The organism is Streptomyces sp. FIT100 (genome assembly GCF_024584805.1).
Taxonomy (GTDB): domain Bacteria; phylum Actinomycetota; class Actinomycetes; order Streptomycetales; family Streptomycetaceae; genus Streptomyces.
Genome location: NZ_CP075715.1, coordinates 5,923,526 through 5,950,387, shown reverse-complemented (window position 1 = coordinate 5,950,387; position 26,862 = coordinate 5,923,526). Strand labels below are relative to the sequence as shown.

Sequence of the window (26,862 nt, the reverse complement as noted above, 5' to 3'; positions counted from 1 at the left end):
ACATTCTCGCAGGTCGGGGCGGTTGTCAGTGGTCGGGTGCAGGATGGGTGCATGTCCAGGACCGCGCTCGACGCCTTCTCCCCCGCGACCCGCGGATGGTTCACGGGGGCGTTCCGTGCGCCCACCGCGGCCCAGGAGGGCGCCTGGCAGGCGATCGGACGGGGTTCGGACGTGCTGGTCGTCGCCCCGACCGGCTCCGGAAAGACCCTGGCCGCGTTCCTCGCGGCCCTGGACCGGCTGGCGTCCGGTCCGCCGCCCGCGGACGCGAAGAAGCGCTGCCGTGTGCTGTACGTGTCCCCGCTGAAGGCGCTCGCGGTCGATGTCGAGCGGAATCTGCGCAGCCCGCTGACCGGTATCCGCCAGGAGTCCGTTCGCCTGGGCCTGCCGGAGCCCGAGGTGCGGGTCGGGATCCGCTCCGGTGACACCCCGGCCGCCGAGCGCAGGGCACTGGCGACCCGTCCGCCGGACATCCTGATCACGACCCCCGAGTCGTTGTTCCTGATGCTCACGTCCTCCACTCGCGAGGCGCTGACCGGCGTCGAGACGGTGATCCTGGACGAGGTGCACGCGGTCGCGGGGACCAAGAGGGGCGCGCACCTCGCCCTGTCGCTGGAGCGGCTGGACGAGTTGCTGCCGCGCCCGGCCCGCCGGATCGGGCTCTCGGCCACGGTCCGGCCCGTGGACGAGGTGGCCCGCTATCTCTCGCCGCAGCGCAAGGTGGAGATCGTCCAGCCGCCGTCCGGCAAGGAGTTCGACCTCTCCGTCGTCGTCCCGGTCGAGGACCTGGGCGAGCTCGGCGGCTCACCGGCCTCCGAGCCGGACAGCCCAGGTGAGAAGCCGTCGATCTGGCCGCATGTGGAGGAGCGGATCGCGGACCTGGTGCAGGCTCACCGTTCGACGATCGTCTTCGCGAACTCCCGTCGTCTGGCGGAGCGGTTGTGCAACCGGCTGAACGAGATCGCGTACGAAAGGGCCGTGGGAGAGCCGCTCCCCGAGGGCGCTCCCCCGGCCGAGATCATGGCGCAGTCCGGGGCGGCGCACGGCGCCCCGGCGCTGCTCGCCCGCGCCCATCACGGCTCGGTCTCCAAGGAGCAGCGTGCCCTCGTCGAGGAGGACCTGAAGGCGGGCCGACTGCCCGCGGTCGTCGCGACGTCCAGTCTGGAGCTGGGCATCGACATGGGCGCCGTGGACCTGGTCGTCCAGGTCGAGTCACCGCCGTCCGTCGCCTCCGGTCTGCAGCGCGTGGGCCGCGCGGGGCACCAGGTCGGCGCGGTCTCCACGGGCGTGGTCTTCCCCAAGTACCGGGGCGATCTGGTCCAGGCGGCCGTGGTGACCGAGCGGATGCGCACCGGTTCGATCGAGTCGCTCCGCATCCCCGCCAACCCGCTGGACGTGCTGGCGCAGCAGCTCGTCGCCATGGTCGCCCTCGACAGCTGGCAGGTCGACGATCTGCTCGCCCTGGTGCGGCGCGCCGCGCCCTTCGCCTCGCTGCCCGAGTCGGCCTTCACGGCCGTGCTGGACATGCTCGCGGGGCGCTATCCGTCCGACGCCTTCGCGGAGTTGCGTCCGCGCGTGGTGTGGGACCGGGTCACCGGGACGGTCACGGGGCGTCCCGGCGCGCAGCGGCTCGCGGTCACCTCGGGCGGCACGATCCCGGACCGGGGTCTGTTCGGTGTCTTCCTCGCCGGGGCGGACCCCAAGAAGGGCGGGGGCCGGGTCGGCGAGCTCGACGAGGAGATGGTGTACGAGTCCCGCGTCGGGGACGTCTTCACCCTGGGCACCACCTCATGGCGGATCGAGGACATCACGCGCGACCGGGTGCTGGTCTCCCCGGCCCCCGGGGTTCCCGGCCGGCTGCCGTTCTGGAAGGGCGACCAGCTGGGCCGCCCGCTCGAACTCGGCCGTGCGGTGGGCGCGTTCCTCCGCGAGGTCGGTTCCCTCTCCGAGGAGGACGCCCGGCTGCGGCTGATGACGGCCGGTCTCGACGCGTGGGCGGCCGGCAATGTGCTCGCGTATCTGGACGAGCAGCGCCGCGCCTGCGGCCATGTGCCCGACGACCGGACGATCCTCGTCGAGCGGTTCCGCGACGAGCTGGGCGACTGGCGGGTCGTGGTGCACTCGCCGTTCGGCGCCCAGGTCCACGCGCCGTGGGCGCTCGCGCTCGGCGCCCGTCTCGCCGAGCGGTACGGCATGGACGCCCAGGTGATGCACGCGGACGACGGCATCGTGCTCCGGCTGCCCGACGCCGATCTCATGGGCCTCGACCTGCTCGACCAGGACCCGGTCCATTCGGACACGGCCTACGACAGCGAGCAGGCCCCCGTCGGCGCGGCCGACACCGTCTTCGACAAGGGCGAGATCGGCGGGCTCGTCACCGATCAGGTGGGCGGCTCCGCCCTGTTCGCCTCGCGGTTCCGCGAGTGCGCGGCGCGCGCGCTCCTGCTGCCGCGGCGCAGCCCCGGCCGGCGCACTCCGCTGTGGCAGCAGCGTCAGCGCGCGGCACAGCTGTTGCAGGTGGCGAGCGAGTTCGGCTCCTTCCCGATCGTCCTGGAGGCCGTCCGCGAGTGCCTCCAGGACGTCTTCGACGTCCCGGGCCTCGAGGAACTGATGGGCGACATCGAGTCGCGCCGGGTCCGGCTGGTCGAGGTCACCACCCCCGAGCCGTCCCCCTTCGCCCGGTCCCTCCTCTTCGGATACGTGGCGCAGTTCCTGTACGAGGGGGACTCGCCGCTCGCCGAGCGGCGCGCCGCCGCCCTGTCCCTGGACTCCCGGCTCCTCGCCGAGCTGCTCGGCCAGGCCGAGCTGCGCGAGCTGCTCGACGCCGATGTGCTGACCGAGCTGGAGCGCGAGCTCCAGTGGCTCGCCGAGGACCGCCGGATCAAGGACGCCGAGGGGGTCGCCGACGCCCTGCGGGTCCTGGGGCCGCTGACGACCGCCGAGCTGGCCGGGCGCGGGGCCGATCCGCGCTGGCCCGAGGAGCTCGCCGGGGCCCGCCGCGCCATCCGGGTGCGGATCGCGGGGGGCGACCACTGGGCGGCGATCGAGGACGCCGGACGGCTGCGGGACGCGCTGGGCACCGCGCTCCCGGTGGGTGTCCCCGAGGCGTTCATGGAGCCGGTCAAGGACCCGCTGGGCGATCTGCTGGCCCGCTTCGCCCGTACGCACGGGCCGTTCACCTCGTCGCAGGCGGCCGCCAGGTTCGGCCTGGGGGCGGCGGTCACCGACGGGGCGCTCCAGCGCCTCGCCGCGGGCGGGCGAGTGGTGCAGGGCGAGTTCCACCCCTCGGGCATCGGCCAGGAGTGGTGCGACGCTGCCGTGCTGCGGAGGTTGCGGCGCCGTTCCCTGGCCGCGCTGCGCCAGGAGCTGGAGCCGGTCACCCCGGCCGCGCTCGCCACCTTCCTCCCCCAGTGGCAGCACCTGGGGAACAACAGCCTGCGCGGCATCGACGGACTGGCCCGCTCCGTCGAGCAGTTGCAGGGTGCTCCCGTGCCCGCCTCCGCGCTGGAGAAGCTGATCCTCCCTTCCCGCGTCTCGGGTTACTCGCCGGCCCTGCTCGACGAGCTGACGACGACGGGCGAGGTGGTGTGGGCCGGTGCGGGCGCCCTGCCCGGCAAGGACGGCTGGGTCTCCCTCTATCTGGCGGACGCCGCCCCGCTGTTGCTCCCTCAGCCGCACCCGCTGGAGCCGACCGCCCTCCACGAATCCGTGCTCGCCGCGCTCTCCGGCGGATACGGGCTGTTCTTCCGCCAGATCGCCGACCAGGTCCGCGCCACCACCCATCCCGACGCGACGGACCTCCAACTGGCCGATGTCCTCTGGGAGCTGGCCTGGTCCGGGCGGCTCACCAACGACACCCTGGCACCGCTGCGCTCGCTCCTCGGCTCGGGCCGCACGGCGGGCTCCACGGCTCACCGGGCCAAGCGCACCGTCCCGCGCGGCCGTTACGGCTCGCTGACCGCGGCGGCCGCCCGGCCGGTGTCGCGCACCGGCCCGCCGACCGTCTCCGGCCGCTGGTCGCTGCTCCCCGCCCAGGAGCCGGACCCGACGCATCGCGCCCACGCCCTGGCCCGCACCCTGCTCGACCGGCACGGTGTGGTCACCCGCGGCGCCGTCGCCGCCGAGGGGGTCGAGGGCGGCTTCTCGGCGACGTACCGCATCCTGTCCGCATTCGAGGACAGCGGGCAGGCCCGGCGCGGGTATGTCGTCGAGGGCCTGGGCGCCGCGCAGTTCGCGATGGACGGCGCCGTGGACAGGCTGCGCGCGGCGGCCACCGCCCGGGACCGCGCCGACGGGCAGGCCGCACCCCGCGCCGTGGTCCTGGCGGCCGCCGATCCGGCGAACGCCTACGGGGCGGCGCTGCCCTGGCCCGAGCCGCCGACCGACGCCGGGCACAAGCCGGGCCGCAAGGCGGGCTCCCTGGTCGTCCTCGTCGACGGCGAGCTCACGCTCTACATGGAGCGGGGCGGCAAGACCCTGCTGTCCTGGCCCACGGAGCCGGACGCGCCGCCGCTCCGGGCCGCCACCGACGCCCTCGCCTCGGCGGCCCTGGCGGGCACACTCGGCACGGTCACGGTCGAGCGGATCAACGGCGCCTCTTCGCTGACCTCCCGGCTCGCCCGGACGCTGGAGGAATCCGGCTTCCACGCCACCCCCCGGGGCCTGCGCATACGGGCCTGACGGACCGGGCCCGCTTCCCGTCCGCCGCCGCGGGCCCGCCCGCGCCGCATCCCCCGGCGTCCCAACCCCTCCCCGCGCCGCTTCCCGTCCGTCCGCCGTCGCATCCCGTCCCGCATCATGGAGTCATGCCCGAAGGAGACACCGTCTGGCTGACCGCGCGGAAGCTGCACGACGCCCTCGCCGGACGCGCGCTCACCCTCTCCGACCTGCGGGTTCCGCGGTTCGCCACCGCTGATCTCACCGGCCGGGAGATCCTCGACGTCACCCCGCGCGGCAAGCACCTCCTCACCCGTATCGAGGGCGGGCTCACGCTCCACTCGCATCTGCGGATGGATGGCGCCTGGCGGGTGTTCGCGGCAGGAGAGCGCTGGCGGGGCGGCCCGTCCCACCAGGTCCGGGTGGTCCTCGGCAACACGGAGCACACGGCCGTGGGTTACCGGCTGCCGGTCCTCGAACTGCTCCGCACCCAGGACGAGGACCGCGTCGTCGGCCACCTCGGACCCGATCTGCTCGGCCCGGACTGGGACCCCACCACCGCCGTGCGCAATCTCCTGGCCGACCCCGGGCGGCCCCTCGGCGAAACCCTGCTCGACCAGCGGAATCTGGCCGGCATCGGCAACGTCTACAAGTCGGAGCTCGCCTTCATGGCCCGGGTCACGCCCTGGCTCCCCGTCGGCGAACTGGCACCCGGCGTCCCCGAGCGGCTGGTCGCAACGGCCCAGCGCCTCCTGGAGGAGAACAAGAACCGTTTCGACCGCCGCACCACCACGACGGCCCGCACCCCCGCGCCCGCCGGCGGCGCCGGCCGGCGCCCCGGCGAGCAGCATCTGTTCGTGTACGGCCGCGAGGGACGCCCCTGTCTGCGCTGCGGCACCGCGATCCGCAAGGCGGGCCAGGACGAGCGCGTGACGTACTGGTGCCCGGGCTGCCAGTCGGGACCCACCGCCGCCTGAACGGCCGTCCGGTCCACCTGTTGAGCAGCCGTCCGGTACACCCCCTGATCGGCCGGCCGGTCCGCCGTCCGGGCCTCGCCCGAGCGGTCTCCGGGCAGCCGCCACCCACTGATTGACGGACCGTCAGATACGATCGTACGGTCACCGGCATGCCCCTCACCGCGTACGACCTCACCGGCCGCACCGCGTTCGTCACCGGCGCGGCGAGCGGCATAGGCCGCGCCACGGCCCTCCTGCTCGCCGAGGCGGGCGCCACCGTCCACTGCGCGGACGTCCACGAGAAGGGCCTCCACGAGACGCAGACCCTGATCGCCGACGCCGGCGGGACGGCCCACACCCACCTCGTGGACGTCACCGACCGCGCCCGGCTCGACGCGGCCGTCGAGTCGGCGGGAGCACTCCACATCCTGGCCGCGATCGCCGGGATCATGCACTCCAGTCCGGTCCTGGAGACCCGCGACGAGGACCTCGACCGCGTACTCGCGGTGAACTTCAAAGGCGTGCTCCACGCCTGTCAGGCCGCAGCCCGATCCATGATCGACAGGGGCGTCAAGGGCTCCCTCGTCACCATGGCCTCCGGCGCGGTCGACGCCGCGAACCCGGGCCTGCTCTGCTACAGCGCGGCCAAGGCCGCCGTCGTCCAGCTCACCAAGACGCTGGCCGCCGAGCTCGGTCCGTACTCCATCCGGGTGAACGCGGTGGCCCCGGGCTGGATCCGTACGCCGATGACCGACCGGCACGACGCGGGCCTTCAGCAGAAGGCGGAGGCCGCCATGGTCCGGCTGTCACCGCTCGGCCGGGTCGGCGAGCCCGAGGACATCGCTCACGCCGTCCTCCATCTCGCCTCCGACGCGTCGTCGTTCACGACGGGTCAGATCCTCCGGCCGAACGGGGGCGTCGCGATGCCGTGGTAGCCGTGGGCGTTCCCCCGGCCGTGCCGGCCTCCCCGGCGCGCGACGCGACATGCACCGGCAGCAGACTGAGCCCCCACCCGCCTGCCGCCACTGCCCCCTCAACGAGCCCCGCATGCTCCGGCACCAGCGCCAGCCGCAGAACGGCCCACCACCACAGTGCGCCCAGAGCGAGCGCCGGCAGCAGGACCCATCGCCTCACCATGGCCGCCTCCTCCGGTCGACGCTAGACCGGACCGATCACTCGGCGGGAGGGCGCACCAGATGCACACAGGGCGCGCCCGCAGCATATGCGCCAGGTGCCCCAGGGGTCCGCGCACCGGACCATGCGCCCGCGCACGCCGACCGCCCCACCAGGCCCTTCGGCCCCGCCGGCCGGAGACGGCGGCACCGTTAGACACTCTCCGCCTGGAACATCCAGGCGTGCTTCTCCAGGTCGCGGGTGAGCCCGATCAGGATGTCCTGGCTCACCGGGTCCGGCTCCGCCGTGGCGTCGATACGCTCCCGCATCTTGCCGATGACGGCGCCGAGGGCCTTCACCATCAGGCTGACCACGTCGGTGTCCTGGATCCACCCTTCGGGCACCTTCCCGACGGCGCTCGACGACGCGACCGTCCTGGCCCGCCCATCCGGCGAGACGCCGATGGCCGAGGCTCGCTCCGCCACCGTGTCGGAGTGCAGGCGGGCCGTGGCGACGACCTCGTCCAGTTGCAGGTGGATGGAGCGGAAGCGCGGCCCGACGACGTTCCAGTGGACCTGCTTGGCCACCAGCGCCAGATCCACCAGATCCACCAGCGCGCCCTGGAGCGCCTCCCCGGTGACCTTGCGATCCTGCTCGGGCAGCGGGCTCTTCACCACAGACATGTGTGACCTCCCTTGCTCATGGCACCGCTTCCCACGATGGCACATACGACGGAAAACGGTCATTCGACGGCAAAGCGAAGCCCCGGTCGGGTACCCACCCGACCGGGGCTCACACACTCAGGCGCTCACGCGTCCCGCACTCGCTGCTCGCACAGCCACAGCGGGATCAGGCAGCGACGACGTCCACCGCTTCCGCGGGCGCCTTGATCGTCACCCGCTCCGTCGGCACGCCCGCCACCGACGTCACGGACACGGAATTGAGCATCGGGCGCACCGGCGCAGCCACGGGCTCGCTCGCCGCTGCCGACTCGGCAAGCTCGGCCAGCGACAGCTCGTCGCTCACTTCCCGCATGAGCTCGGACATCCGTACGTCAAGCGCGTCGCAGATCGCGGAGAGCAGCTCGGAGGACGCCTCCTTCTGCCCCCGCTCCACCTCGGAGAGATAGCCGAGCGAGACTCGGGCGGACGAGGAGACTTCGCGCAGAGTACGGCCCTGGCGCTGGCGCTGCCGACGCAGCACGTCACCCAGCAGGCGACGGAGCAGAATCATCGGTGGCTCCCTCCTCGGACCGCGTAGCCGCATCCTTCACGCCCCACCGTACCGCCTCGCGCTGCGGCCGTGCGGGGAGCGATGACGTGTTCACTCAGGGCTGCAAACATCAAGTCCCCCCGTTCTGTTCCGTATCCTGTGCCCGCTCATTCCCCGGGAGTTCTCCCGTGAGTCCTCCGGCGAGGTCTCCCGTGAGCCCTGCCGGGGCTTCTCCGGCGAGCGCCGCCACGAGCAGTTCGAGCACGCTCCGTACGCTCTCTCTACGGATTTCCGCACGGTCACCGTTCAATCGCAGCGGGGCCACTTTCCGTGTCCCGCCCGGGCCCGCGACCGCCACGAAGACCGTTCCGACGGCTCGGCCGTCCTGGGGCTCGGGTCCCGCGACGCCCGTGGTCGCGATCCCCCAGCCGGACGCCAGCCGCTCCCGCACGCCCGCCGCCATCTGGCCCGCGACCTCCGGGTCCACCGCGCCGCGCGCGGCCAGCAGGGCCCCGTCGACGCCGAGGACGTCCTGCTTCAGGCCCGTCGCGTACGCCGTCACGGAGCCGCGGAAGGACTTCGAGGCGCCGGGGACCGCGGTCAGCTCCGCGGCCACCAGACCGCCGGTGAGGGACTCGGCGACGGCCAGCGTCTCGCCGCGCTCCTCGAGCAGGGCGAGCGCCCTGGCCGCGAGCACCCCGGCCGGGCTGCCGGTGCCCGGCCGGACGCCGGTCGCGACGGCGTTCATCGCGAGCGCTCCGCGGTGTCCCGCCCGGCCGCCCTCGCGGCCTCGGCGCGCTCGGCCGCGAGCCCCTTGCGCCGCAGGACCACCGCCTGACGCACATAGTCGAGCCCGGTGACCACGGTCAGCACGACCGCCGCGGCCATCACCCACCAGCGCAGGGTGGCCAGCGGCCCGGTCAGCACGAGCACGTACATGCCCACGGCCGTGCCCTGGGCGAGGGTCTTCAGCTTGCCACCGCGGCTGGCCGGGATCACCGCGTGCCGGATCACCCAGAAGCGCATCAGCGTGATGCCGAGCTCACGGAAGAGGATCACTCCCGTCACCCACCAGGGCAGATCGCCGAGCGCAGAGAGGCAGATCAGACCGGCCGCCATGATCGCCTTGTCGGCGATCGGGTCCGCGATCTTCCCGAAATCGGTGACCAGGTTGTACGCCCGGGCCAGATGCCCGTCGAAGATGTCCGTGATCATGGCGACGGCGAACGCCGCCCACGCCCAGGCCCGCCAGACCGGATCGTGGCCGCCGTCCTGGAGCAGCAGGATCACGAAGCCCGGTACGAGAAGCAGGCGCACCATGGTGAGGATGTTGGCGATGTTCCACAGGCTGGCCTGATTGACGGCCGCAGCGCCCAGCTTGCCCCCGGGCGCCGGCCTGCCGGTCCCACTCGCCGCGGACGCCGGGACTCCCGTCATCTGGCTGCCTCCTCGTGACACTCCAGGGCGCCGGCAACAACCTCGGCCACCAGGTCGACACCTTCCGTACCGACCACCTTGGCCTCGACGATACGTCCGGGCACCAGTCCCGCGGCAGCCGTGAAGACCACCTGTCCGTCGGTCTCGGGCGCCTGGTGAGCGGCACGGCCCACGGCCGCGTACTCGTCCTCGTCGAGGGCCTCACCGAGGTCCGCACCCTGGTCCGCACCGTGGTCGCCGTCGCCGGCGGTGCCGAAGACGGACTCGACGAGTACTTCCAGGGTCTCTCCGATCCGCTCCTCCGCACGCTGGGCGGTCAGCTCCTCGGCGAGCCGGGACAGCCGCGCGAGCCGCTCGTCCACGATGTCCTGGTCCAGCTTGTGCTCGTACGTGGCGGCCTCGGTGCCCTCCTCGTCCGAATACCCGAAGACGCCGATGGCATCCAGCCGCGCCGCCGTGAGGAAGCCTTCGAGCTCGGCGAAGTCGGCCTCGGTCTCGCCGGGGAAGCCGACGATGAAGTTGGACCGCACACCGGCCTGCGGGGCCTTGGACCGGATCGTCTCCAGCAGCTCCAGGAACCGCTCGGTGTCGCCGAAGCGCCGCATCGCGCGCAGCACGCCGGGCGCGCTGTGCTGGAAGGACAGGTCGAAGTAGGGCGCGACCTTCTCGGTCGAGGTCAGGACGTCGATGAGGCCGGGGCGCATCTCCGCGGGCTGCAGATAGCTGACCCGGACCCGCTCGATCCCGTCGACGGCCGCCAGCTCGGGCAGCAGCGTCTCCAGCAGCCGGATGTCGCCCAGGTCCTTGCCGTACGAGGTGTTGTTCTCGGAGACCAGCATGATCTCCTTGACGCCCTGCTCGGCCAGCCAGCGGGTCTCGCCCAGCACGTCGCTCGGGCGGCGTGAGATGAACGAGCCGCGGAAGGACGGGATGGCGCAGAAGGAGCAGCGCCGGTCGCAGCCGGATGCCAGCTTCACGGAGGCGACGGGGCTGGTGTCGAGACGGCGGCGCAGCGGGGCACGCGGCCCGCTGGCGGGCGCGAGGCCCTCCGGCAGGTCCGCGGGCACGGTCTCCGGGGCGGGCGCCTGGGCGTGCCCGGGAAGCGCCACCTCGGCCGACTGGCGTTCAGCCGGGCTGATCGGCAGCAGCTTGCGGCGGTCGCGCGGGGTGTGCGCGGCGTGGATCCCGCCGCTCAGGATGGTCTGCAGCCGGTCGGAGATGTCGGCGTAGTCGTCGAAGCCGAGCACACCGTCCGCCTCGGGCAGGGCCTCGGCGAGCTCCTTGCCGTACCGCTCGGCCATACAGCCCACGGCGACGACGGCCTGGGTCCTGCCGTGATCCTTCAGATCGTTGGCCTCAAGGAGCGCGTCGACGGAGTCCTTCTTGGCGGCTTCGACGAATCCGCAGGTGTTGACGACCGCGACATCCGCGTCGGAGGCTTCGTCGACGAGCTCCCAGCCGTCCGCTGCCAGGCGGCCTGCGAGCTCCTCCGAGTCCACCTCGTTACGGGCGCAGCCAAGAGTGACAAGGGCGACGGTACGGCGTTCGGGCATGGGCTCAAGACTACTTTGTCCCGACCCACGCCCGATCCGCGAGGTTCACCGGCCCTCAGGGGCCGGTTCAGCTTCCTCTGGCTCAGCCGGCCTGGGGGTCGCCCTTCGCGTACGACAGCCGCTCGACCTGGCCGGCCTTGAATTTGTCTTCGAGCTTCTTGCCGTTCACGAACAGCTCGATGGCCCCGGCGTTGCCGAGGATGAGGTCCACCCGCACGTCGTCCTGGAAGGTCTTGGACTCGCCCTGGAGGAGCAGTCCGTCGAAGAGCAGCTTTCCGTTGGCGGATTTGGCGGAGATCCAGCTCTTGTCGTCCACGGCCGTCAGCTTCACGGTCACCTTGTCCTGGGGGATGGCGGCGATCGCGCTCTCCGAGGGGTTGGGCGCGGGCGGGGCGGGCTTGGTGGGGGCCGGCTTCGGTGAGGTCTTCGCCGGGGCGGGGCCTTCGGCGACCTGCTTGCCGCTCTGGCCCTCGCCGCTGTTGAAGAGGGTGAAACCGGCGAAGCCGATGACCGCGACGATGGCCGCGACCATCGCGGCGGTCCAGTTCGGGCGCCTGGGCTCGGAGCGGATACGTTCCGCCTCGAAGAGCGGCGCGACGGGGGTGGGCGCGGTCCTGGCGCCGTGCTCGGCGTCGTACTGCGCGACCAGCGGGGCCGGATCGAGTCCTACGGCGCGTGCGAGCGTCCTGATGTGTCCGCGCGCGTACACATCACCGCCGCAGCGGGAGAAGTCGTCCTGTTCGATCGCCTGCACGATGGGGACACGCACTCGAGTGGAGGTACTGACCGCGTCGATGGTCAGACCTGCGTCGGCTCGAGCCTGCTGGAGCGAACAACCGATCGAAGGCCGGTCGTCCTCGCGATCGACCGGGGGCTGGTCGGCATCGGTGGAAGGGCGGTCGTCTTCGGGGGAGTTGCCGATGGACACGGGGGCGCCTTTCGAGCGTGTAGCCACCTGCTGGAGGTTCAGTCTAGGGGTGGTACGAAAGGGTGGGGCAACCGGGCGGATGCTGTTTGTACGCCATCAGAATGGCCGGACAGCGGGACGGTGGGACACGCAGCCGTCCCTCCTTCCAACTGGACGTACGACCAAGGGAAACGGTTGCCTCACATTCTCGTACGACATCCGTTATGGCATCCCTTACGACTCAGACTCCCCACGGATCACGGCGAGCACTCCATCCAGCTCATCGGGTTTCACCAGAACGTCGCGCGCCTTGGAGCCCTCGCTGGGTCCGACGATGTTCCGCGACTCCATCAGGTCCATCAGCCGGCCGGCCTTCGCGAAGCCCACGCGCAGCTTCCGCTGGAGCATGGACGTGGACCCGAACTGGGTGGACACCACCAGCTCGGCGGCCTGGCAGAGCAGATCCAGATCGTCGCCGATGTCCTCGTCGATCTCCTTCTTCTGCTTCGTGCCGACCACCACGTCGTCCCGGAAGACGGGGGCCATCTGGTCCTTGCAGTGCTGGACGACGGCCGCGACCTCGTCCTCGGTCACGAAGGCGCCCTGCATCCGGGTCGGCTTGTTGGCACCCATCGGGAGGAACAGGCCGTCACCCTTGCCGATCAGCTTCTCGGCACCCGGCTGGTCGAGGATGACGCGGCTGTCGGCGAGCGACGAGGTCGCGAACGCGAGCCGGGAAGGCACATTGGCCTTGATCAGGCCGGTGACGACGTCGACCGACGGCCGCTGAGTGGCCAGTACCAGATGGATGCCGGCCGCGCGCGCCAGCTGGGTGATCCGGACGATGGCGTCCTCGACGTCCCGCGGCGCGACCATCATCAGGTCGGCCAGCTCGTCGACGATCACCAGCAGATACGGGTACGGCTGGAGCTCGCGCTCGCTGCCCTCGGGGGCCTTGGCCTTCCCGTTCCGCACGGCCTGGTTGAAGTCGTCGATGTGGCGGTAGCCGAAGGCGGCGAGGTCGTCGTAGCGCAGGTCCATCTCGCGGACGACCCACTGGAGCGCCTCGGCGGCCCGCTTGGGGTTGGTGATGATCGGCGTGATCAGGTGCGGGATGCCCTCGTACGCGGTGAGCTCGACCCGCTTGGGGTCGACGAGGACCATCCGGACGTCCTCCGGGGTGGCGCGCATCATCACCGAGGTGATGAGGCAGTTGATGCAGGACGACTTGCCGGAGCCGGTCGCTCCGGCGACCAGGACGTGCGGCATCTTCGCCAGGTTGGCCATGACGTAGCCGCCCTCGACGTCCTTGCCGAGCGCGACGAGCATGGGGTGGTCGTCGCCCGCCGCGTCGGCCAGCCGCAGCACGTCGCCGAGGTTGACCATCTCGCGGTCGGAGTTCGGGATCTCGATGCCGACGGCGGACTTTCCGGGGATCGGGGAGATGATCCGTACGTCCGGGCTGGCCACGGCGTACGCGATGTTCTTGGTCAGCGCCGTGATCCGCTCGACCTTCACGGCGGGGCCGAGCTCCACCTCGTAGCGGGTGACCGTAGGGCCGCGGGTGAAGCCGGTGACGGCGGCGTCGACCTTGAACTCGCTGAAGACGTTCGTCAGCGAGGCGACGATGGCGTCGTTGGCGGCGCTGCGGGTCTTGCCGGGGCCGCCCCGCTCCAGCAGGTCGAGCGCCGGGAGCGAGTAGGTGATGTCGCCGGAGAGCTGGAGCTGCTCGGCGCGCGGCGGCAGCGGCTGGGACTCCTCGGGCGCCGGCTTGGTCAGATCCGGTACGGCGCCGCACGCGGCGCCGCCGGGCTCGGTGCCGCCGGGCTCGGTGCCGCCGGGCTCGGTGCCGCCGGGCCGTGCGGGGCGGCCGGGCTGCTCGGTCCGCGCGCCCGGCACCGGTCCTGAGGCGCCCTCGCGGTCGGCGGCCCGCGCACGGTCGGCGGCGAGGTCCCGGGTCAGATCGGCGACGATCGGCGACGGCGGCATTCCGTTCAGGACGGCTCCGTCGAGCGCCGCCGCGGCCGCCGCTGCCACGTCGACCGGGTCCAGGTCCAGGGGCAGGTCCGGGGCGGAGGGGCGGGCGGAGGCGCCGCGGGTCCGGCGGCGCCGGGAGGAGAGCGCCTCCTCTTCCGCCTGCTCGGCGTCGTACACCTCGTCCCCGGCGGGGCCGCGGCGGCGCGGGCGCCGGGCGGGCGGCAGCGTATCCCGCCACTGGTCGTCGTAGCGCTCGGCGTCGTCCTCGCTCCCGTCGGGCTCGTACGGGGCGTCGACGAGTCCGAGCCGGACACCCAGCGCGCGCAGGCGCTGCGGGATGGCGTAGACCGGGGTGGCGGTGACGACGAGCAGCCCGAAGACCGTGAGCAGCAAGAGCAGCGGTACGGCCAGAACCTCGCCCATGGTGAAGACCAGTGGCTTCGACGCGGCCCAGCCGATGAGCCCGCCGGCGTCCTGCATCGCCTCGGAGCCCTCCCCGCGCCCCGGTGAGCCGCAGGCGATGTGGACCTGGCCGAGCACGCCGATCACGAGGGCCGAGAGGCCGATGACGATACGTCCGTTGGCCTCGGGCTTCTCGGGGTACAGGATCAGCCGTACGGCGATCGCGGCGAGCAGCAGCGGCACGAGCAGATCGAGCCGGCCGAAGGCGCCGGTGACGAGCATTTCGACGAGTTCGCCGACCGGGCCGCGCAGACTGGACCAGGTGCCGGCGGCGACGATCAGCGCGAGGGCGAGCAGCAGGAGCGCGAGCCCGTCCTTGCGGTGCGCCGGGTCGAGACCCTTGGCGCCGCGCCCTATGCCCCGGAACATGGCGCCGACGGCGTGCGCGAGACCCAGCCAGAGGGCGCGCGCCAACCGGTACACGCCCCCGGTGGGGCTGGGCGCGGGCCTGGGCACGGCTTTCTTCGCGGCCGCCTTCTTGGCAGGCGCCTTCTTCGCGGGTGCGGTCTTCTTGGCGGCGGTCTTCTTGGCGGGCGCGGCTTTCTTCGCGGCGCCAGTCGTACGGCCGGCGCGCGGCTTCGCGGTGCCCGCCGTGCCCTGGGAACCCTTGCCGGACGTACGTGAGGCCATGGTGGTGAGGTTACCGGTGTGAACGGCAGCGGACACGTGTGCCCACTGCTTCACCCGTTCGTGTCGCCCGTGGCCCGCACGGAAGCTGACGCCCCCTCAAAGGGCTCTCGAAACCAACCCCGAGCGACCCATGAACGCCGCAGGAACGGACCACCAACAGCTGGTGAGCCGCGCACGGTCCACGCGGTGACTCCCACAGAGCCTTCGCGGAACGCCCGCAGCCGAAGGCCAGGGAGTGTCTTCGAAGGAGTGTCGTCCGCCCGAAGGGCTACGGGGTGGGGGCGCCTCCCAGGCACGAGCTCAGGGGAGGGGAGCGTGCCAGACGTCGCCGGGCAGACGGGACTGTGAAGACACGACCTAGTTCTGCGAAGGCAGCGTCGGCGCGCCGCTGCCCGTGCCGGGCTCCAGCGCGTCCAGCGCCCTGCGCAGTCCGGTGAGTTTGCGCTCCAGGTGCGCCGCGGTGGCGACGGCCGCGGCATCCGCCGACTCGTCGTCCAGCTGCTTGGACAGCGCCTCGGCCTGCTCCTCAACGGCCGCGAGCCGCGCCGAGAGTTCGGCGAGCAGACCCGCGGGCTCCTTGCTGTCGCCCGCGCCCGCGTGGCCGCCCTCGAGCTGGAGCCGCAGCAGCGCGGCCTGCTCGCGCAGCTGGCAGTTCTTCATGTAGAGCTCGACGAAGACGGAGACCTTCGCGCGCAGCACCCACGGGTCGAACGGCTTGGAGATGTAGTCCACCGCGCCCGCGGCGTAACCGCGGAAGGTGTGGTGCGGGCCGTGGTTGATCGCGGTCAGGAAGATGATCGGGATGTCTCTGGTCCGCTCCCGCCGCTTGATGTGCGCGGCGGTCTCGAATCCGTCCATTCCAGGCATCTGGACGTCCAGCAGAATGACCGCGAAATCGTCCGTCAGCAGCGCTTTGAGCGCCTCCTCCCCTGACGATGCCCGCACCAGTGTCTGATCGAGCGCAGAGAGGATGGCCTCCAGCGCCAGCAGATTCTCCGGCCGGTCATCGACCAGGAGGATCTTGGCCTTCTGCACCATGCCTCGCCCTCCTCGCCCCGGCTTGGGGTCACCCCGGCCCGAAGAGCCGGGGGAAACACCGGGCGCCGCCCCAGGGGACGACTCCCTTGCGCCGTCCGTCCTTGTGCCGGTCATGGTAGCCGCACCCCGCCCGTCGACACACCCTGTCACCGCGATGTCACTGTGCACGTAGCAGAAACGCAGTGGGAGACCAGAAGGTTCCCCGCATACTGCCACCTCACACGCCTTCGGCCACAGCCGGTCAGCAACCCGCGGAATTTCGCACGGTCCGCAATCGGACCGTGATGCGCCCGCGACCAACCACCGTCATTTTCCGCGCATCCACTGCTCCATGACCGAGAGAAGGTGATCGGGGTCGACCGGCTTGGTGACATAGTCCGAGGCGCCCGACTCGATCGCCTTCTCCCGGTCGCCCTTCATCGCCTTCGCGGTCAGCGCGATGATCGGCAGCCCGGCGAACTGCGGCATCCTGCGGATCGCCGTCGTCGTCGCATAGCCGTCCATCTCGGGCATCATGATGTCCATCAGTACGACCGTCACATCGTCGTGCTGCTCCAGGACTTCGATGCCCTCGCGCCCGTTCTCCGCGTACAGCACCGACAGCCCGTGCTGCTCCAGCACGCTGGTGAGCGCGAAGACGTTGCGGATGTCGTCGTCGACGATGAGCACCTTCTCCCCGTGGAACTCGAAGGTGCGGCGCTGCTCGCCCGCCGGCTCCTGGGAGTGCGAACCGGCCCAGGACTCCTGTGCCGAGCCCGGTGACCCGGCAGGCTGCCCCGGCAGCGCGGCACTCAGCTCCATACCGCCCAGGGCCTTGCGGCGGCGCCTGAAGAGCGTCCCGGGGGCGCCGTGGCCGTCGAACGGCACGGGCGCCGACGGCACCGACAGCTGCGGAGCGGACTGCGGACCGCTGTCGACGGGCGCAATCGCCGCCTGGTCGTCCGCGGGGACGATACGGGCGTCGCTGCCCGGGGCGAGCTGCGGAAAGCCCTGCGGCGGCAGCTCACTCGGATGCAGCGGCAGATACAGCGTGAACGTCGATCCGCGGCCCGGCTCGCTCGCCGCGTGGATCTCGCCACCCAGCAGCCGCGCGATCTCCCGGCTGATGGACAACCCCAGGCCCGTACCGCCGTACTTGCGGCTCGTCGTGCCGTCCGCCTGCTTGAACGCCTCGAAGATGACCCGCATCTTGCTGGCCGCGATCCCGATGCCGGTGTCCGTGACCGAGAAGGCCATCAGGTCGCTGTCGGCGTCGCGCAGCGAGCCCGCCTCCAGGAGCTGCTCCCGGATCGACTGCGGCACATCCGCGTTGGCGGGCCGGATCACCAGCTCCACCGCGCCGGTGTCGGTGAACTTCACCGCGTTCGACAGCAGGTTGCGCAGCACCTGCAGGAGCCGCTGTTCATCGGTGTGCAGCGTGGCCGGCAGCTCCGGCGACACCCGCACCGAGAAGTCGAGCCCCTTCTCCGCCGTGAGCGGCCGGAACGTCGCCTCCACGTAGTCGACGAGCTGCACGAGCGCGATACGGGTCGGGCTGACGTCCATCTTGCCCGCCTCGACCTTCGACAGGTCGAGGATGTCGTTGATGAGCTGGAGCAGATCGGAGCCCGCGCCGTGGATCGTCTCGGCGAACTCCACCTGCTTCGGCGTGAGGTTGCTGTCGGCGTTGTCCGCGAGCAGCTTGGCGAGGATCAGCAGCGAGTTGAGCGGGGTGCGCAGTTCGTGCGACATGTTCGCCAGGAACTCGGACTTGTAGCGCATGGAGACCGCGAGCTGCTCGGCCCGCTCCTCCAGCACCTGCCGCGCCTCCTCGATCTCGGTGTTCTTCACCTCGATGTCGCGGTTCTGCTGGGCCAGCAGCTCGGCCTTGTCCTCCAGTTCGGCGTTGGACGACTGGAGCGCCTTCTGCCGGTTCTCCAGCTCCTCCGAGCGCTCCCGCAGCTGCTCGGTGAGCTCCTGCGACTGCTTGAGCAGCACCTCGGTCTTGGTGTTGACGCTGATGGTGTTGACGCTCGTCGCGATCATCTCGGCGATCTGGTTGAGGAAGTCCCGCTGGATCTGGGTGAACGGCTGGAACGACGCCAGCTCGATCACTCCGAGGACCTTGCCCTCGAACAGCACCGGCAGCACGATCACATAGGCCGGGGAGGCCTCTCCGAGCCCCGAGGAGATCTTCAGATAGCCCGGCGGCACATTGACCTGGATCGTCCGCTTCTCCTCGGCCGCTGTCCCGATCAGGGTCTCCCCCGGCCGGAAGGACGTGGGCATCGAGCCCGCCGAGTAGCCGTAACTGCCCCGCATGACCAGCTCGTACGAAGCCTCGCCACCGCCGAGCTCCCCGCCGCCCGTCGGCATCGCCAGGAAGAACGCGCCGTGCTGCGCCGACACCACCGGCGTCAGCTCGCTCATGATGAGCGAGGCGACGTCGTCGAGGTCGCGGCGGCCCTGCATCAGGCCGGAGATACGGGCCAGGTTGCCCTTGAGCCAGTCCTGCTCCTCGTTGGCGAGGGTGGTGTCGCGCAGGTTCGCGATCATCGTGTTGATGTTGTCCTGGAGGACCTGGATCTCGCCCGCCGCGTCCACGTCGATCTTGAGGTTGAGGTCGCCGCGGGTCACCGCGGTGGCCACGGCCGCGATCGCGCGCACCTGCCGGGTCAGGTTCCCCGCCATCTCGTTCACGGACTCGGTGAGGTCGCGCCAGGTGCCGTCGACGTCCCGCACCCGCGCCTGACCGCCCAGCATGCCGTCCGTTCCCACCTCGCGGGCCACTCGCGTGACCTCCTCGGCGAACGACGACAGCCGGTCGACCATCGTGTTGATCGTGTTCTTCAGCTCCTGGATCTCACCGCGGGCGTCGATGTCGATCTTCTTGGTGAGATCGCCCTTGGCGATGGCGGTGGTGACCGTGGCGATCTGGCGCACCTGGCCGGTGAGGTTGGACGCCATCGAGTTCACGGACTCGGTGAGGTCCTTCCACGTCCCGGAGACGCCGGGGACGCGGGCCTGGCCGCCCAGCTCGCCCTCGGTGCCCACCTCGCGGGCCACTCGTGTGACCTCGTCCGCGAACGACGACAGCGTCGTCACCATCGTGTTGACGGTGTCCGCGAGCTCGGCGACCTCGCCGCGCGCCTCGACCGTCACCTTCTTCGTCAGATCGCCGTTGGCGACCGCGGACGACACACGCGAGATGTTCCGCACCTGGCTGGTCAGGTTGGCGGCCATCGTGTTGACGTTGTCGCTGAGGTCCTTCCAGATGCCGGTCGCGCCCCGCACCCGGGCCTGACCGCCGAGGATGCCCTCCGTGCCCACCTCGCGGGCCACCCGGGTCACCTCGTCGGCGAAGTTGGAGAGCTGGTCCACCATCGTGTTGACGGTCGTGACCAGCTCCAGGATCTCGCCCTTGGCATCGACGGTGATCTTCTTCGACAGGTCGCCCTTGGCGACCGCGGTCGTCACCTCGGCGATGTTGCGCACCTGCGAGGTCAGGTTGTTCGCCATGAAGTTGACGGACTGGGTGAGGTCCTTCCAGGTGCCGGAGACGCCCTGCACCTCGGCCTGGCCGCCCAGGATGCCCTCCGTGCCCACTTCCCGGGCCACCCGGGTCACCTGCTCCGCGAAGTTCGAGAGCTGGTCCACCATCGTGTTGAGGGTGTTCTTCAGCTCCAGAATCTCGCCGCGCGCGTCCACGTCGATCTTCTGCGACAGGTCACCCCGGGCCACCGCCGTTGCGACCTGGGCGATGTTGCGCACCTGGGCGGTGAGGTTCCCGGCCATGCCGTTCACCGAGTCCGTCAGATCGCGCCACACACCGGCGACGCCCGGCACCTGCGCCTGACCGCCGAGCCGCCCGTCCGTACCCACCTCGCGGGCCACCCGGGTCACCTGCTCGGCGAACGCGGACAGCTGGTCGACCATCGTGTTGATGGTGTTCTTCAGCTCCAGGATCTCGCCGCGCGCGTCCACGTCGATCTTCTGCGACAGGTCACCGCGCGCCACGGCCGTGGTCACCTGGGCGATCTGCCGCACCTGCGAGGTCAGGTTCCCCGCCATGAAGTTGACGGAGTCGGTGAGCTCCTTCCACGTGCCGGAGACACCGGGGACGCGGGCCTGGCCGCCGAGCCGGCCCTCCGTACCCACGTCCCGGGCCATCCGCGTCACCTGGTCGGCGAAGGACGACAGCTGCGCCACCATCGTGTTGACGGTGTTCTTCAACTCCAGCATCTCGCCGGCCACGTCGACCGTGACCTTCTGCGACAGATCGCCGTTGGCGACCGCCGTCGTCACCTGCGCGATGTCCCGCACCTGGCCGGTGAGGTTACGGAACGCCGTGTTCACCGAGTCCGTGAGGTCCTTCCACGTGCCCGCCGCGCCCGGCACCTCGGCCTGACCGCCGAGCCGGCCCTCGACGCCGACCTCCCTGGCCACCCGGGTCACTTCGGAACCGAACGACTGGAGCTGGTCCACCATCGTGTTGACGGTGTTCTTCAACTCCAGCATCTCGCCCGCGACATCGACGGTGACCTTCTGCGACAGGTCACCGTTGGCGACCGCCGTGGTCACCTGCGCGATGTCCCGCACCTGCGTCGTCAGGTTGCGGAAGACGGTGTTGACCGAGTCGGTCAGGTCCTTCCACGTGCCCGCCGCGCCCGGCACCTGCGCCTGACCACCCAGCAGACCCTCGGCGCCGACCTCGCTCGCCACCCGGGTCACCTCGTCGGCGAAGGTACGAAGCGTCTCCGTCATCTGGTTGATGGTCTCGGCGAGCTGCGCCACCTCGCCGCGCGCGCTGACCGTGACCTTCTGCGACAGGTCACCGTTGGCGACCGCGGTCGTCACCTCGGCGATGCCCCGCACCTGCGAGGTCAGATTGCCCGCCATCGTGTTGACGGAGTCGGTGAGGTCCTTCCACACGCCGGCGACGCCCGGCACGGCCGCCTGACCGCCGAGCTCGCCCTCCGTACCCACCTCGCGGGCGACCCGCGTCACCTCGGAGGAGAACGAGGACAGCTGGTCCACCATCGTGTTGACGGTGTTCTTCAGCTGGAGCATCTCGCCGGCCACATGGACGGTGACCTTCCGCGACAGATCGCCCTTGGCGACCGCCGTCGTAACGAGAGCAATATCACGCACCTGGGCCGTCAGCCGGTACGCCATCGTGTTCACCGAATCCGTGAGGTCTTTCCACGAACCGGACATACCGCGCACCTGGGCCTGGCCGCCGAGCTTGCCCTCGGTGCCGACCTCCAGCGCGACCCGCGTCACCTCGTCGGTGAACGCCGACAGCTGGTCGACCAGATTGTTGACCGTACGCGCGACCTTCAGGAACTCACCGCGCAGCGGCCGCACCGCCCCGTCGCCGTCCGACGCGTGCGACTTCAGCTCCATGCGCTGCTGCAGATCGCCCTCCGCGACCGCGGACAGCACCCTGCCGACCTCGGACACCGGCCGGGACAGATCGTCCACCAGCGCGTTCGACGCGTCGATGGCGGCGGCCCAGGAGCCCTCGCAGGCACCGGTCTCCAGCCGCTCCGTGAGCTTTCCCTCACGGCCGACGACCCGGCGCACGCGGGCCAGCTCGCCGGTGAGATGGACATTGCGGTCGGCGACCTCGTTGAAGACGGCGGCGATCTCCGCCATCACACCGTCGCCGGAGACCGTCAGGCGCTTACGGAAGTTCCCGTCCCGCATCGAGACGAGCGCCGCCAGCAACCGGTTCAGCTCCGCGGTGTCCACCGCAGTCATCCCCCCGCGTGGCTGATTCCTCCGGGACTGTCCGCCTTGTGCGCGCGTGCCAGTGCTCCGCGCCGCTGCACCAGACTCCACCGTGTCCCTCCCACAGGGGTTGACCGTCATGCTCGTGCTGTCTCAGGAAGCTTTCCCAGTGTTTCACCACAGCCGAACCAGGCCATAACAGTTCGGCAGCTTCGCTCAAAGGTTGTCTCATGGACCGGTCCGGGCTCGCGTGATCCATGAGACAACCTGTAGCGTCCCCGCCCCCGTAGGACGGAAACGGCGGTGACCGGCATCCACTCGGACAGCGAAGGTAAGTAACCTGGCATCCGGCTGTCCAACCGCCCCGGTCGCCCGGCGGGGGGCGGGACGGAGCGAGGACTACCACCGGGCACCGGGAGGGGCAGGCACCGACCATGGCCGAGCCGGGCGTCGAGACGCGTACGAGGAGTTCTGTGATCACCGCGCGGGCGGCTGCCAGCTTCGACCCGGTAGGGCGGTCGGTCGCGACCGCCCGGGCCTTCGTCCGCGACACGCTCCAGGGCTGGGGGTACACCGACGTCGTCGACGACGCCGTCGTCCTCACCAGCGAGCTGGTCACCAACGCGGTCATCCACGCCGGCACCGCCGCCGACGTACTGTGCCTGCGCACGGGCGAGGGCGTACGGGTCGAGGTCGCCGACCGCTACCCGGAGCGCGAGATCCCCCTCCAGTCCGGTGGGAGAGCGTTCGCCCACCCCGACCGTGAGAACGGCCGCGGACTGCTGCTCTGCGCCGCGCTCGCCTCCCGCTGGGGCGTGGACTACACCCAGACCCACAAGCAGGTCTGGTTCCAACTCGACCTCCCGCAGCGCACGGTCGGCACCCGGTCCGCAGGCCCCGTCCTGCCCACCGACCTGCTCCCCGTCGCCGACGAGCGCGTCCGCGTCGCCGTCCTCCAGATCGACCGGAGCGGCGCGATCAGCGCCTGGAACGACGACGCCGAACACCTCTTCGGGTACGCGGCCGCCAAGGTGCTGGGCAAGCCGCTCGGCGACCTCGCCGCCTGGCCGCACACCCCCGGCATCGGCACCGGCATCGCCGAGGCCCTGCAACTCTCCCGCTGGGAGGGCAGTTACGGCATCCGGGGCACCGACGGCCGCGTCGTTCCCGTCTACGCCTCCCACCTCCGCGTCCGCGACACCCAAGGCGAGGCCAGCACCGTCTGCCTCCTCGTACGCGACTACGAACGCGCGGTCCTCCAGACACCCACGCGCGCCCCCTCCCACGACGGAGTCGGCTCCGAGAACCGCAACGCGGACCCCTTCGAGGTCTTCATCGGCTCCCCCGCCCCCGACGACCTGGACGGCCTCCTCCAGCGCACCGTCGAGCGCGCCCGCGACATGCTCGACGGCGACTCCGCCTTCCTGCTGCTCGCGACGGACGACGAGACCGAGCTCGAAGTACGGGCCACCACCGGGCTCCCCTCGGCCCGCCAGCGCTTCGCCCGCGTCCCCGTCGAAGCCGGCACCGGTCGGTACGGCTCCGCACGCATGCCGGCCGTCCACGAGGACCTCACCGCCGTCCCCGGAGCCGTCCCGCTGCTCGGCGGCACCGGCATGCGCTCGGTCGTCACCGTCCCGCTCAAGGTCGAGGGCCGCCTCACCGGCTCCCTCGGCGTGGCGGCGGAATCCGCGGGACGGTACTCCAACGAGGAGGCCCTGCGCCTCCAGTTCGCCGCCGACCGCATCGCCCTCGCCGTCGAGTCCGCCCGCCTCGGCGAGCTGGAACGCCTGCGCCGCGGCTCCCTCAGTTTCCTCGTCGAGGCATCCGACCTCCTCGCCGGCACCCTCGACCGGGACCAGACCCTGGCCCTGATGGCCCAGATGACCGTCCCGACCCTCGCCACCTGGTGCGCGGTCTACACGATCGCCGACCAGGCATCAGAGCCATACCTCTCGTACGTCCTCCACGAGGACGAGGAGCGCATCGACGGCCTCAAGGCGCTGCTGTCCCGGATCGACCCGCCCGACCCGGTCCCCACCCCCGGCGCCCGGGTCTGGACCGCCCCCGCCGAGGCCGCCCACCAGGCCGCCCTGCGCACCTCCATGCGTGAACTGGGCCTCGCCGCCTCACCGCTGTCCTCCGGCATCGGAACGACGCTGACCACCGCCTCCGCGGTCGGCGGCGAGACCGTCGTCCTCCCGCTCGTCGCCCGCAACCGGGTCATCGGCATGCTGACGCTCGGCAAGCCCTCCGACGACCACTTCCGCCAGGAGATCCTCGAACTCGCCGAGGACCTCTCGCGCCGCGCCGCCCTCGCCCTCGACAACGCCCGCCTCTACTCCGAGCGCACGGCCATCAGCCAGTCCCTCCAGCGCAGCCTCCTGCCGCCCGGCCTCCCCCAGATCCCCGGTGTCGAGGTCGAGGTCATCTACCGCGCGGCCGGCGAGGGCAACGAGGTGGGCGGCGACTTCTACGACCTCTTCCCCATCCGCGACGGCGCCTACGGCTTCGCCATCGGCGACGTCTGCGGCACGGGCCCGGAGGCGGCCGCCGTGACGGGCCTCGCCCGCCACGCGCTGCGCCTGCTCGCCCGCGAGGGCTTCGGCGGCCCGGCGGTGCTGGAGCGGCTCAACGCGGCGATCCTCGACGAGGGCGCCCGTAGCCGCTTCCTCACGCTCCTCTACGGCGAGTTGTGGCCCCAGGAGGACGGCTCGGCGCTCCTGAAGGTCGTCTGCGCCGGCCATCCACTCCCGCTGCGCCTGCGCCAGGACGGCTCCGTCGAGCCCGCGGCGGAGCCGCAGCCGCTGCTCGGTGTCATCGACGACCTCGAACTGTACGAGCAGACGGTCACGCTCCAGCCCGGCGACGTCCTGCTCTGCGTCACGGACGGCGTCACCGAGCGCCGCGAGGGCACGCGGATGCTGGGCGACGACGGCCTCATCGACGTGTTGACGACCTGTACGGGCCTGACGGCCGGCGCGGTCGCGGCCCGCATCCTGCGCGCGGTCGAGCGCTTCGCCGCCGAGCCTGCCTCGGACGACATGGCGATCCTCGCGATGCGTGTCCCGGAGCCGCCCAAGAGCTGAGCCGGTGAGCCGGCTGACCGTGGGACAGCACGAAGAAGGCCCTCGCCGTGAGGCGAGGGCCTTCTTCCGTTCGGAGCCCCCAAACGGAATCGAACCGTTGACCTTCTCCTTACCATGGAGACGCTCTACCGACTGAGCTATAGGGGCCTGTTGTCCTCGGGACGTTCCCCTCGGCAACGGAAAGAAGCATATCCCATCCGGCCCGGGCGTCCAAACGCCCGCTCGCCGAACGCCAGCGTGGACGCCAGTTTCTGACGGGGTCTCAGGACACTGAACGCAGGAAAGCCCCGGACTGTGACGGTCCGGGGCTTTCCTGAATGATTGTTCGGCGGCGTCCTACTCTCCCACAGGGTCCCCCCTGCAGTACCATCGGCGCTGAAAGGCTTAGCTTCCGGGTTCGAAATGTAACCGGGCGTTTCCCTAACGCTATGACCACCGAAACACTATGAAGATATCGAACTACCAGCCGGCAAAAGGCGAGTTCGTTACTTCAGAACTAACACAGTGGACGCGAGCAACTGAGGACAAGCCCTCGGCCTATTAGTACCGGTCAACTCCACCAGTTACCTGGCTTCCATATCCGGCCTATCAACCCAGTCGTCTACTGGGAGCCTTACCCTCTCTAGGAGGTGGGAGTCCTCATCTCGAAGCAGGCTTCCCGCTTAGATGCTTTCAGCGGTTATCCCTCCCGAACGTAGCCAACCAGCCATGCCCTTGGCAGAACAACTGGCACACCAGAGGTTCGTCCGTCCCGGTCCTCTCGTACTAGGGACAGCCCTTCTCAAGACTCCTACGCGCACAGCGGATAGGGACCGAACTGTCTCACGACGTTCTAAACCCAGCTCGCGTACCGCTTTAATGGGCGAACAGCCCAACCCTTGGGACCGACTCCAGCCCCAGGATGCGACGAGCCGACATCGAGGTGCCAAACCATCCCGTCGATATGGACTCTTGGGGAAGATCAGCCTGTTATCCCCGGGGTACCTTTTATCCGTTGAGCGACGGCGCTTCCACAAGCCACCGCCGGATCACTAGTCCCGACTTTCGTCCCTGCTCGACCCGTCGGTCTCACAGTCAAGCTCCCTTGTGCACTTACACTCAACACCTGATTGCCAACCAGGCTGAGGGAACCTTTGGGCGCCTCCGTTACTCTTTAGGAGGCAACCGCCCCAGTTAAACTACCCATCAGACACTGTCCCTGATCCGGATCACGGACCCAGGTTAGACATCCAGCACGACCAGAGTGGTATTTCAACGACGACTCCACAACCACTGGCGTGGCCGCTTCACAGTCTCCCACCTATCCTACACAAGCCGAACCGAACACCAATATCAAACTGTAGTAAAGGTCCCGGGGTCTTTCCGTCCTGCTGCGCGAAACGAGCATCTTTACTCGTAGTGCAATTTCACCGGGCCTATGGTTGAGACAGTCGAGAAGTCGTTACGCCATTCGTGCAGGTCGGAACTTACCCGACAAGGAATTTCGCTACCTTAGGATGGTTATAGTTACCACCGCCGTTTACTGGCGCTTAAGTTCTCAGCTTCGCCCCACCGAAATGGAGCTAACCGGTCCCCTTAACGTTCCAGCACCGGGCAGGCGTCAGTCCGTATACATCGCCTTACGGCTTCGCACGGACCTGTGTTTTTAGTAAACAGTCGCTTCTCGCTGGTCTCTGCGGCCACCCCCAGCTCAGGAAGTAAATTCCCTCACCAGACGTGGCCCCCCTTCTCCCGAAGTTACGGGGGCATTTTGCCGAGTTCCTTAACCATAGTTCACCCGAACGCCTCGGTATTCTCTACCTGACCACCTGAGTCGGTTTAGGGTACGGGCCGCCATGAAACTCGCTAGAGGCTTTTCTCGACAGCATAGGATCATCCACTTCACCACAATCGGCTCGGCATCAGGTCTCAGCCTCAATGTGTGACGGATTTACCTACCACACGGCCTACACCCTTACCCCGGGACAACCACCGCCCGGGCTGGACTACCTTCCTGCGTCACCCCATCACTTACCTACTACCACCTTGGACCGGCGGCTCCACCACTCCGAGATTGTCCGAAGACGCACCCGACGGCTTCACGGCCTTAGCATTAATGGGCTCGATATTGGGCGTTTCAAAGC

Annotated in this window: 14 protein-coding genes, 1 tRNA gene and 2 rRNA genes (1 of these 17 running past the window's edge); 4 read left to right on the top strand and 13 right to left on the bottom strand. The window is 70.3% G+C overall.

Annotated elements, in window-relative coordinates; all coding sequences use genetic code 11:
* Positions 1–51: 51 nt before the first annotated feature.
* The 3 genes from KK483_RS26855 (at position 52) to KK483_RS26845 (ending at position 6,544) form a co-directional block, all read left to right on the top strand.
* Positions 52–4,677, top strand: coding sequence for an ATP-dependent helicase (locus KK483_RS26855; RefSeq protein WP_262007784.1), 4,626 nt, complete (start codon positions 52–54; stop codon positions 4,675–4,677).
* Positions 4,678–4,802: 125 nt separating this feature from the next.
* Positions 4,803–5,630: an Fpg/Nei family DNA glycosylase gene (locus KK483_RS26850; protein ID WP_262007783.1), complete on the top strand. Its 828-nt coding sequence runs from the start codon at positions 4,803–4,805 to the stop codon at positions 5,628–5,630.
* A 149-nt stretch (positions 5,631–5,779) separates the two neighbouring features.
* On the top strand, positions 5,780–6,544 hold the full coding sequence (locus KK483_RS26845) for an SDR family NAD(P)-dependent oxidoreductase (RefSeq protein ID WP_262007782.1): 765 nt from the start codon (positions 5,780–5,782) through the stop codon (positions 6,542–6,544).
* Here KK483_RS26845 and KK483_RS26840 read toward each other — a convergent pair.
* The 10 genes from KK483_RS26840 to KK483_RS26795 all read right to left on the bottom strand — a co-directional run bounded on the left by KK483_RS26840 (position 6,492) and on the right by KK483_RS26795 (position 21,761).
* Entirely contained in the window at positions 6,492–6,746 is a 255-nt protein-coding gene (locus KK483_RS26840; protein ID WP_262007781.1) for a hypothetical protein, read from the bottom strand. The two genes, KK483_RS26845 and KK483_RS26840, sit on opposite strands and share 53 nt — an antisense overlap.
* Before the next feature lie 188 nt (positions 6,747–6,934).
* On the bottom strand, positions 6,935–7,405 hold the full coding sequence (locus KK483_RS26835) for a Dps family protein (RefSeq protein WP_262007780.1): 471 nt from the start codon (positions 7,403–7,405) through the stop codon (positions 6,935–6,937).
* 166 nt (positions 7,406–7,571) lie between these two features.
* Positions 7,572–7,955, bottom strand: a complete 384-nt coding sequence (locus tag KK483_RS26830; protein ID WP_262007779.1) for a helix-turn-helix domain-containing protein — start codon at positions 7,953–7,955, stop codon at positions 7,572–7,574.
* A 109-nt stretch (positions 7,956–8,064) separates the two neighbouring features.
* Positions 8,065–8,682, bottom strand: a complete 618-nt coding sequence (locus KK483_RS26825; protein WP_262007778.1) for a CinA family protein — start codon at positions 8,680–8,682, stop codon at positions 8,065–8,067.
* On the bottom strand, positions 8,679–9,371 hold the full coding sequence (gene pgsA, locus KK483_RS26820) for a CDP-diacylglycerol--glycerol-3-phosphate 3-phosphatidyltransferase (RefSeq protein ID WP_262007777.1): 693 nt from the start codon (positions 9,369–9,371) through the stop codon (positions 8,679–8,681). The genes KK483_RS26825 and pgsA overlap by 4 nt, the downstream gene beginning before the upstream one ends.
* The gene (gene rimO, locus KK483_RS26815) at positions 9,368–10,924 is read right to left on the bottom strand and encodes a 30S ribosomal protein S12 methylthiotransferase RimO (RefSeq protein WP_262007776.1); all 1,557 of its coding nucleotides are present in this window, start codon (positions 10,922–10,924) and stop codon (positions 9,368–9,370) included. Before rimO ends, pgsA begins: the two co-directional genes overlap by 4 nt.
* Positions 10,925–11,006: 82 nt before the next feature.
* A complete protein-coding gene (locus KK483_RS26810) occupies positions 11,007–11,852 on the bottom strand; it encodes a helix-turn-helix domain-containing protein (RefSeq protein WP_262007775.1) in 846 nt (281 codons plus the stop codon).
* Between the two features lie 213 nt (positions 11,853–12,065).
* On the bottom strand, positions 12,066–14,900 hold the full coding sequence (locus tag KK483_RS26805; RefSeq protein WP_262007774.1) for a DNA translocase FtsK: 2,835 nt from the start codon (positions 14,898–14,900) through the stop codon (positions 12,066–12,068).
* A 357-nt stretch (positions 14,901–15,257) separates the two neighbouring features.
* Positions 15,258–15,938: a two-component system response regulator gene (locus KK483_RS26800; RefSeq protein WP_242330216.1), complete on the bottom strand. Its 681-nt coding sequence runs from the start codon at positions 15,936–15,938 to the stop codon at positions 15,258–15,260.
* Positions 15,939–16,244: 306 nt separating this feature from the next.
* Positions 16,245–21,761, bottom strand: a complete 5,517-nt coding sequence (locus KK483_RS26795; RefSeq protein ID WP_262007773.1) for a HAMP domain-containing protein — start codon at positions 21,759–21,761, stop codon at positions 16,245–16,247.
* A 323-nt stretch (positions 21,762–22,084) separates the two neighbouring features.
* Here KK483_RS26795 and KK483_RS26790 point away from each other — a divergent pair, with 323 nt between their 5' ends.
* Positions 22,085–24,739 carry a SpoIIE family protein phosphatase gene (locus KK483_RS26790; protein ID WP_262007772.1) on the top strand — a complete coding sequence of 885 codons (2,655 nt, stop codon included), beginning with the start codon at positions 22,085–22,087 and terminating at the stop codon, positions 24,737–24,739.
* A gap of 74 nt (positions 24,740–24,813) precedes the next feature.
* On the opposite strand, the gene KK483_RS26785 is transcribed toward KK483_RS26790, so the two are convergent.
* From KK483_RS26785 to KK483_RS26775, 3 genes are all read right to left on the bottom strand, one after another.
* Positions 24,814–24,886, bottom strand: a tRNA-Thr gene (locus KK483_RS26785).
* 176 nt (positions 24,887–25,062) lie between these two features.
* A 5S ribosomal RNA gene (gene rrf, locus KK483_RS26780) occupies positions 25,063–25,179 on the bottom strand.
* Positions 25,180–25,259: 80 nt separating this feature from the next.
* A 23S ribosomal RNA gene (locus KK483_RS26775) occupies positions 25,260–26,862 on the bottom strand (it continues 1,516 nt past the right edge of the window).

Bases quoted from the DNA above. Each gene is read 5' to 3' on its own strand.
- KK483_RS26840 (WP_262007781.1), bottom strand. From the start codon at position 6,746: ATGGTGAGGCGATGGGTCCTGCTGCCGGCGCTCGCTCTGGGCGCACTG.
- KK483_RS26825 (WP_262007778.1), bottom strand. From the start codon at position 8,682: ATGAACGCCGTCGCGACCGGCGTCCGGCCGGGCACCGGCAGCCCGGCC.
- KK483_RS26790 (WP_262007772.1), top strand. From the start codon at position 22,085: ATGGCCGAGCCGGGCGTCGAGACGCGTACGAGGAGTTCTGTGATCACC.
- KK483_RS26830 (WP_262007779.1), bottom strand. From the start codon at position 7,955: ATGATTCTGCTCCGTCGCCTGCTGGGTGACGTGCTGCGTCGGCAGCGC.
- KK483_RS26855 (WP_262007784.1), top strand. From the start codon at position 52: ATGTCCAGGACCGCGCTCGACGCCTTCTCCCCCGCGACCCGCGGATGG.
- pgsA (WP_262007777.1), bottom strand. From the start codon at position 9,371: ATGACGGGAGTCCCGGCGTCCGCGGCGAGTGGGACCGGCAGGCCGGCG.
- KK483_RS26835 (WP_262007780.1), bottom strand. From the start codon at position 7,405: ATGTCTGTGGTGAAGAGCCCGCTGCCCGAGCAGGATCGCAAGGTCACC.
- KK483_RS26845 (WP_262007782.1), top strand. From the start codon at position 5,780: ATGCCCCTCACCGCGTACGACCTCACCGGCCGCACCGCGTTCGTCACC.
- KK483_RS26805 (WP_262007774.1), bottom strand. From the start codon at position 14,900: ATGGCCTCACGTACGTCCGGCAAGGGTTCCCAGGGCACGGCGGGCACC.
- KK483_RS26850 (WP_262007783.1), top strand. From the start codon at position 4,803: ATGCCCGAAGGAGACACCGTCTGGCTGACCGCGCGGAAGCTGCACGAC.
- rimO (WP_262007776.1), bottom strand. From the start codon at position 10,924: ATGCCCGAACGCCGTACCGTCGCCCTTGTCACTCTTGGCTGCGCCCGT.
- KK483_RS26800 (WP_242330216.1), bottom strand. From the start codon at position 15,938: ATGGTGCAGAAGGCCAAGATCCTCCTGGTCGATGACCGGCCGGAGAAT.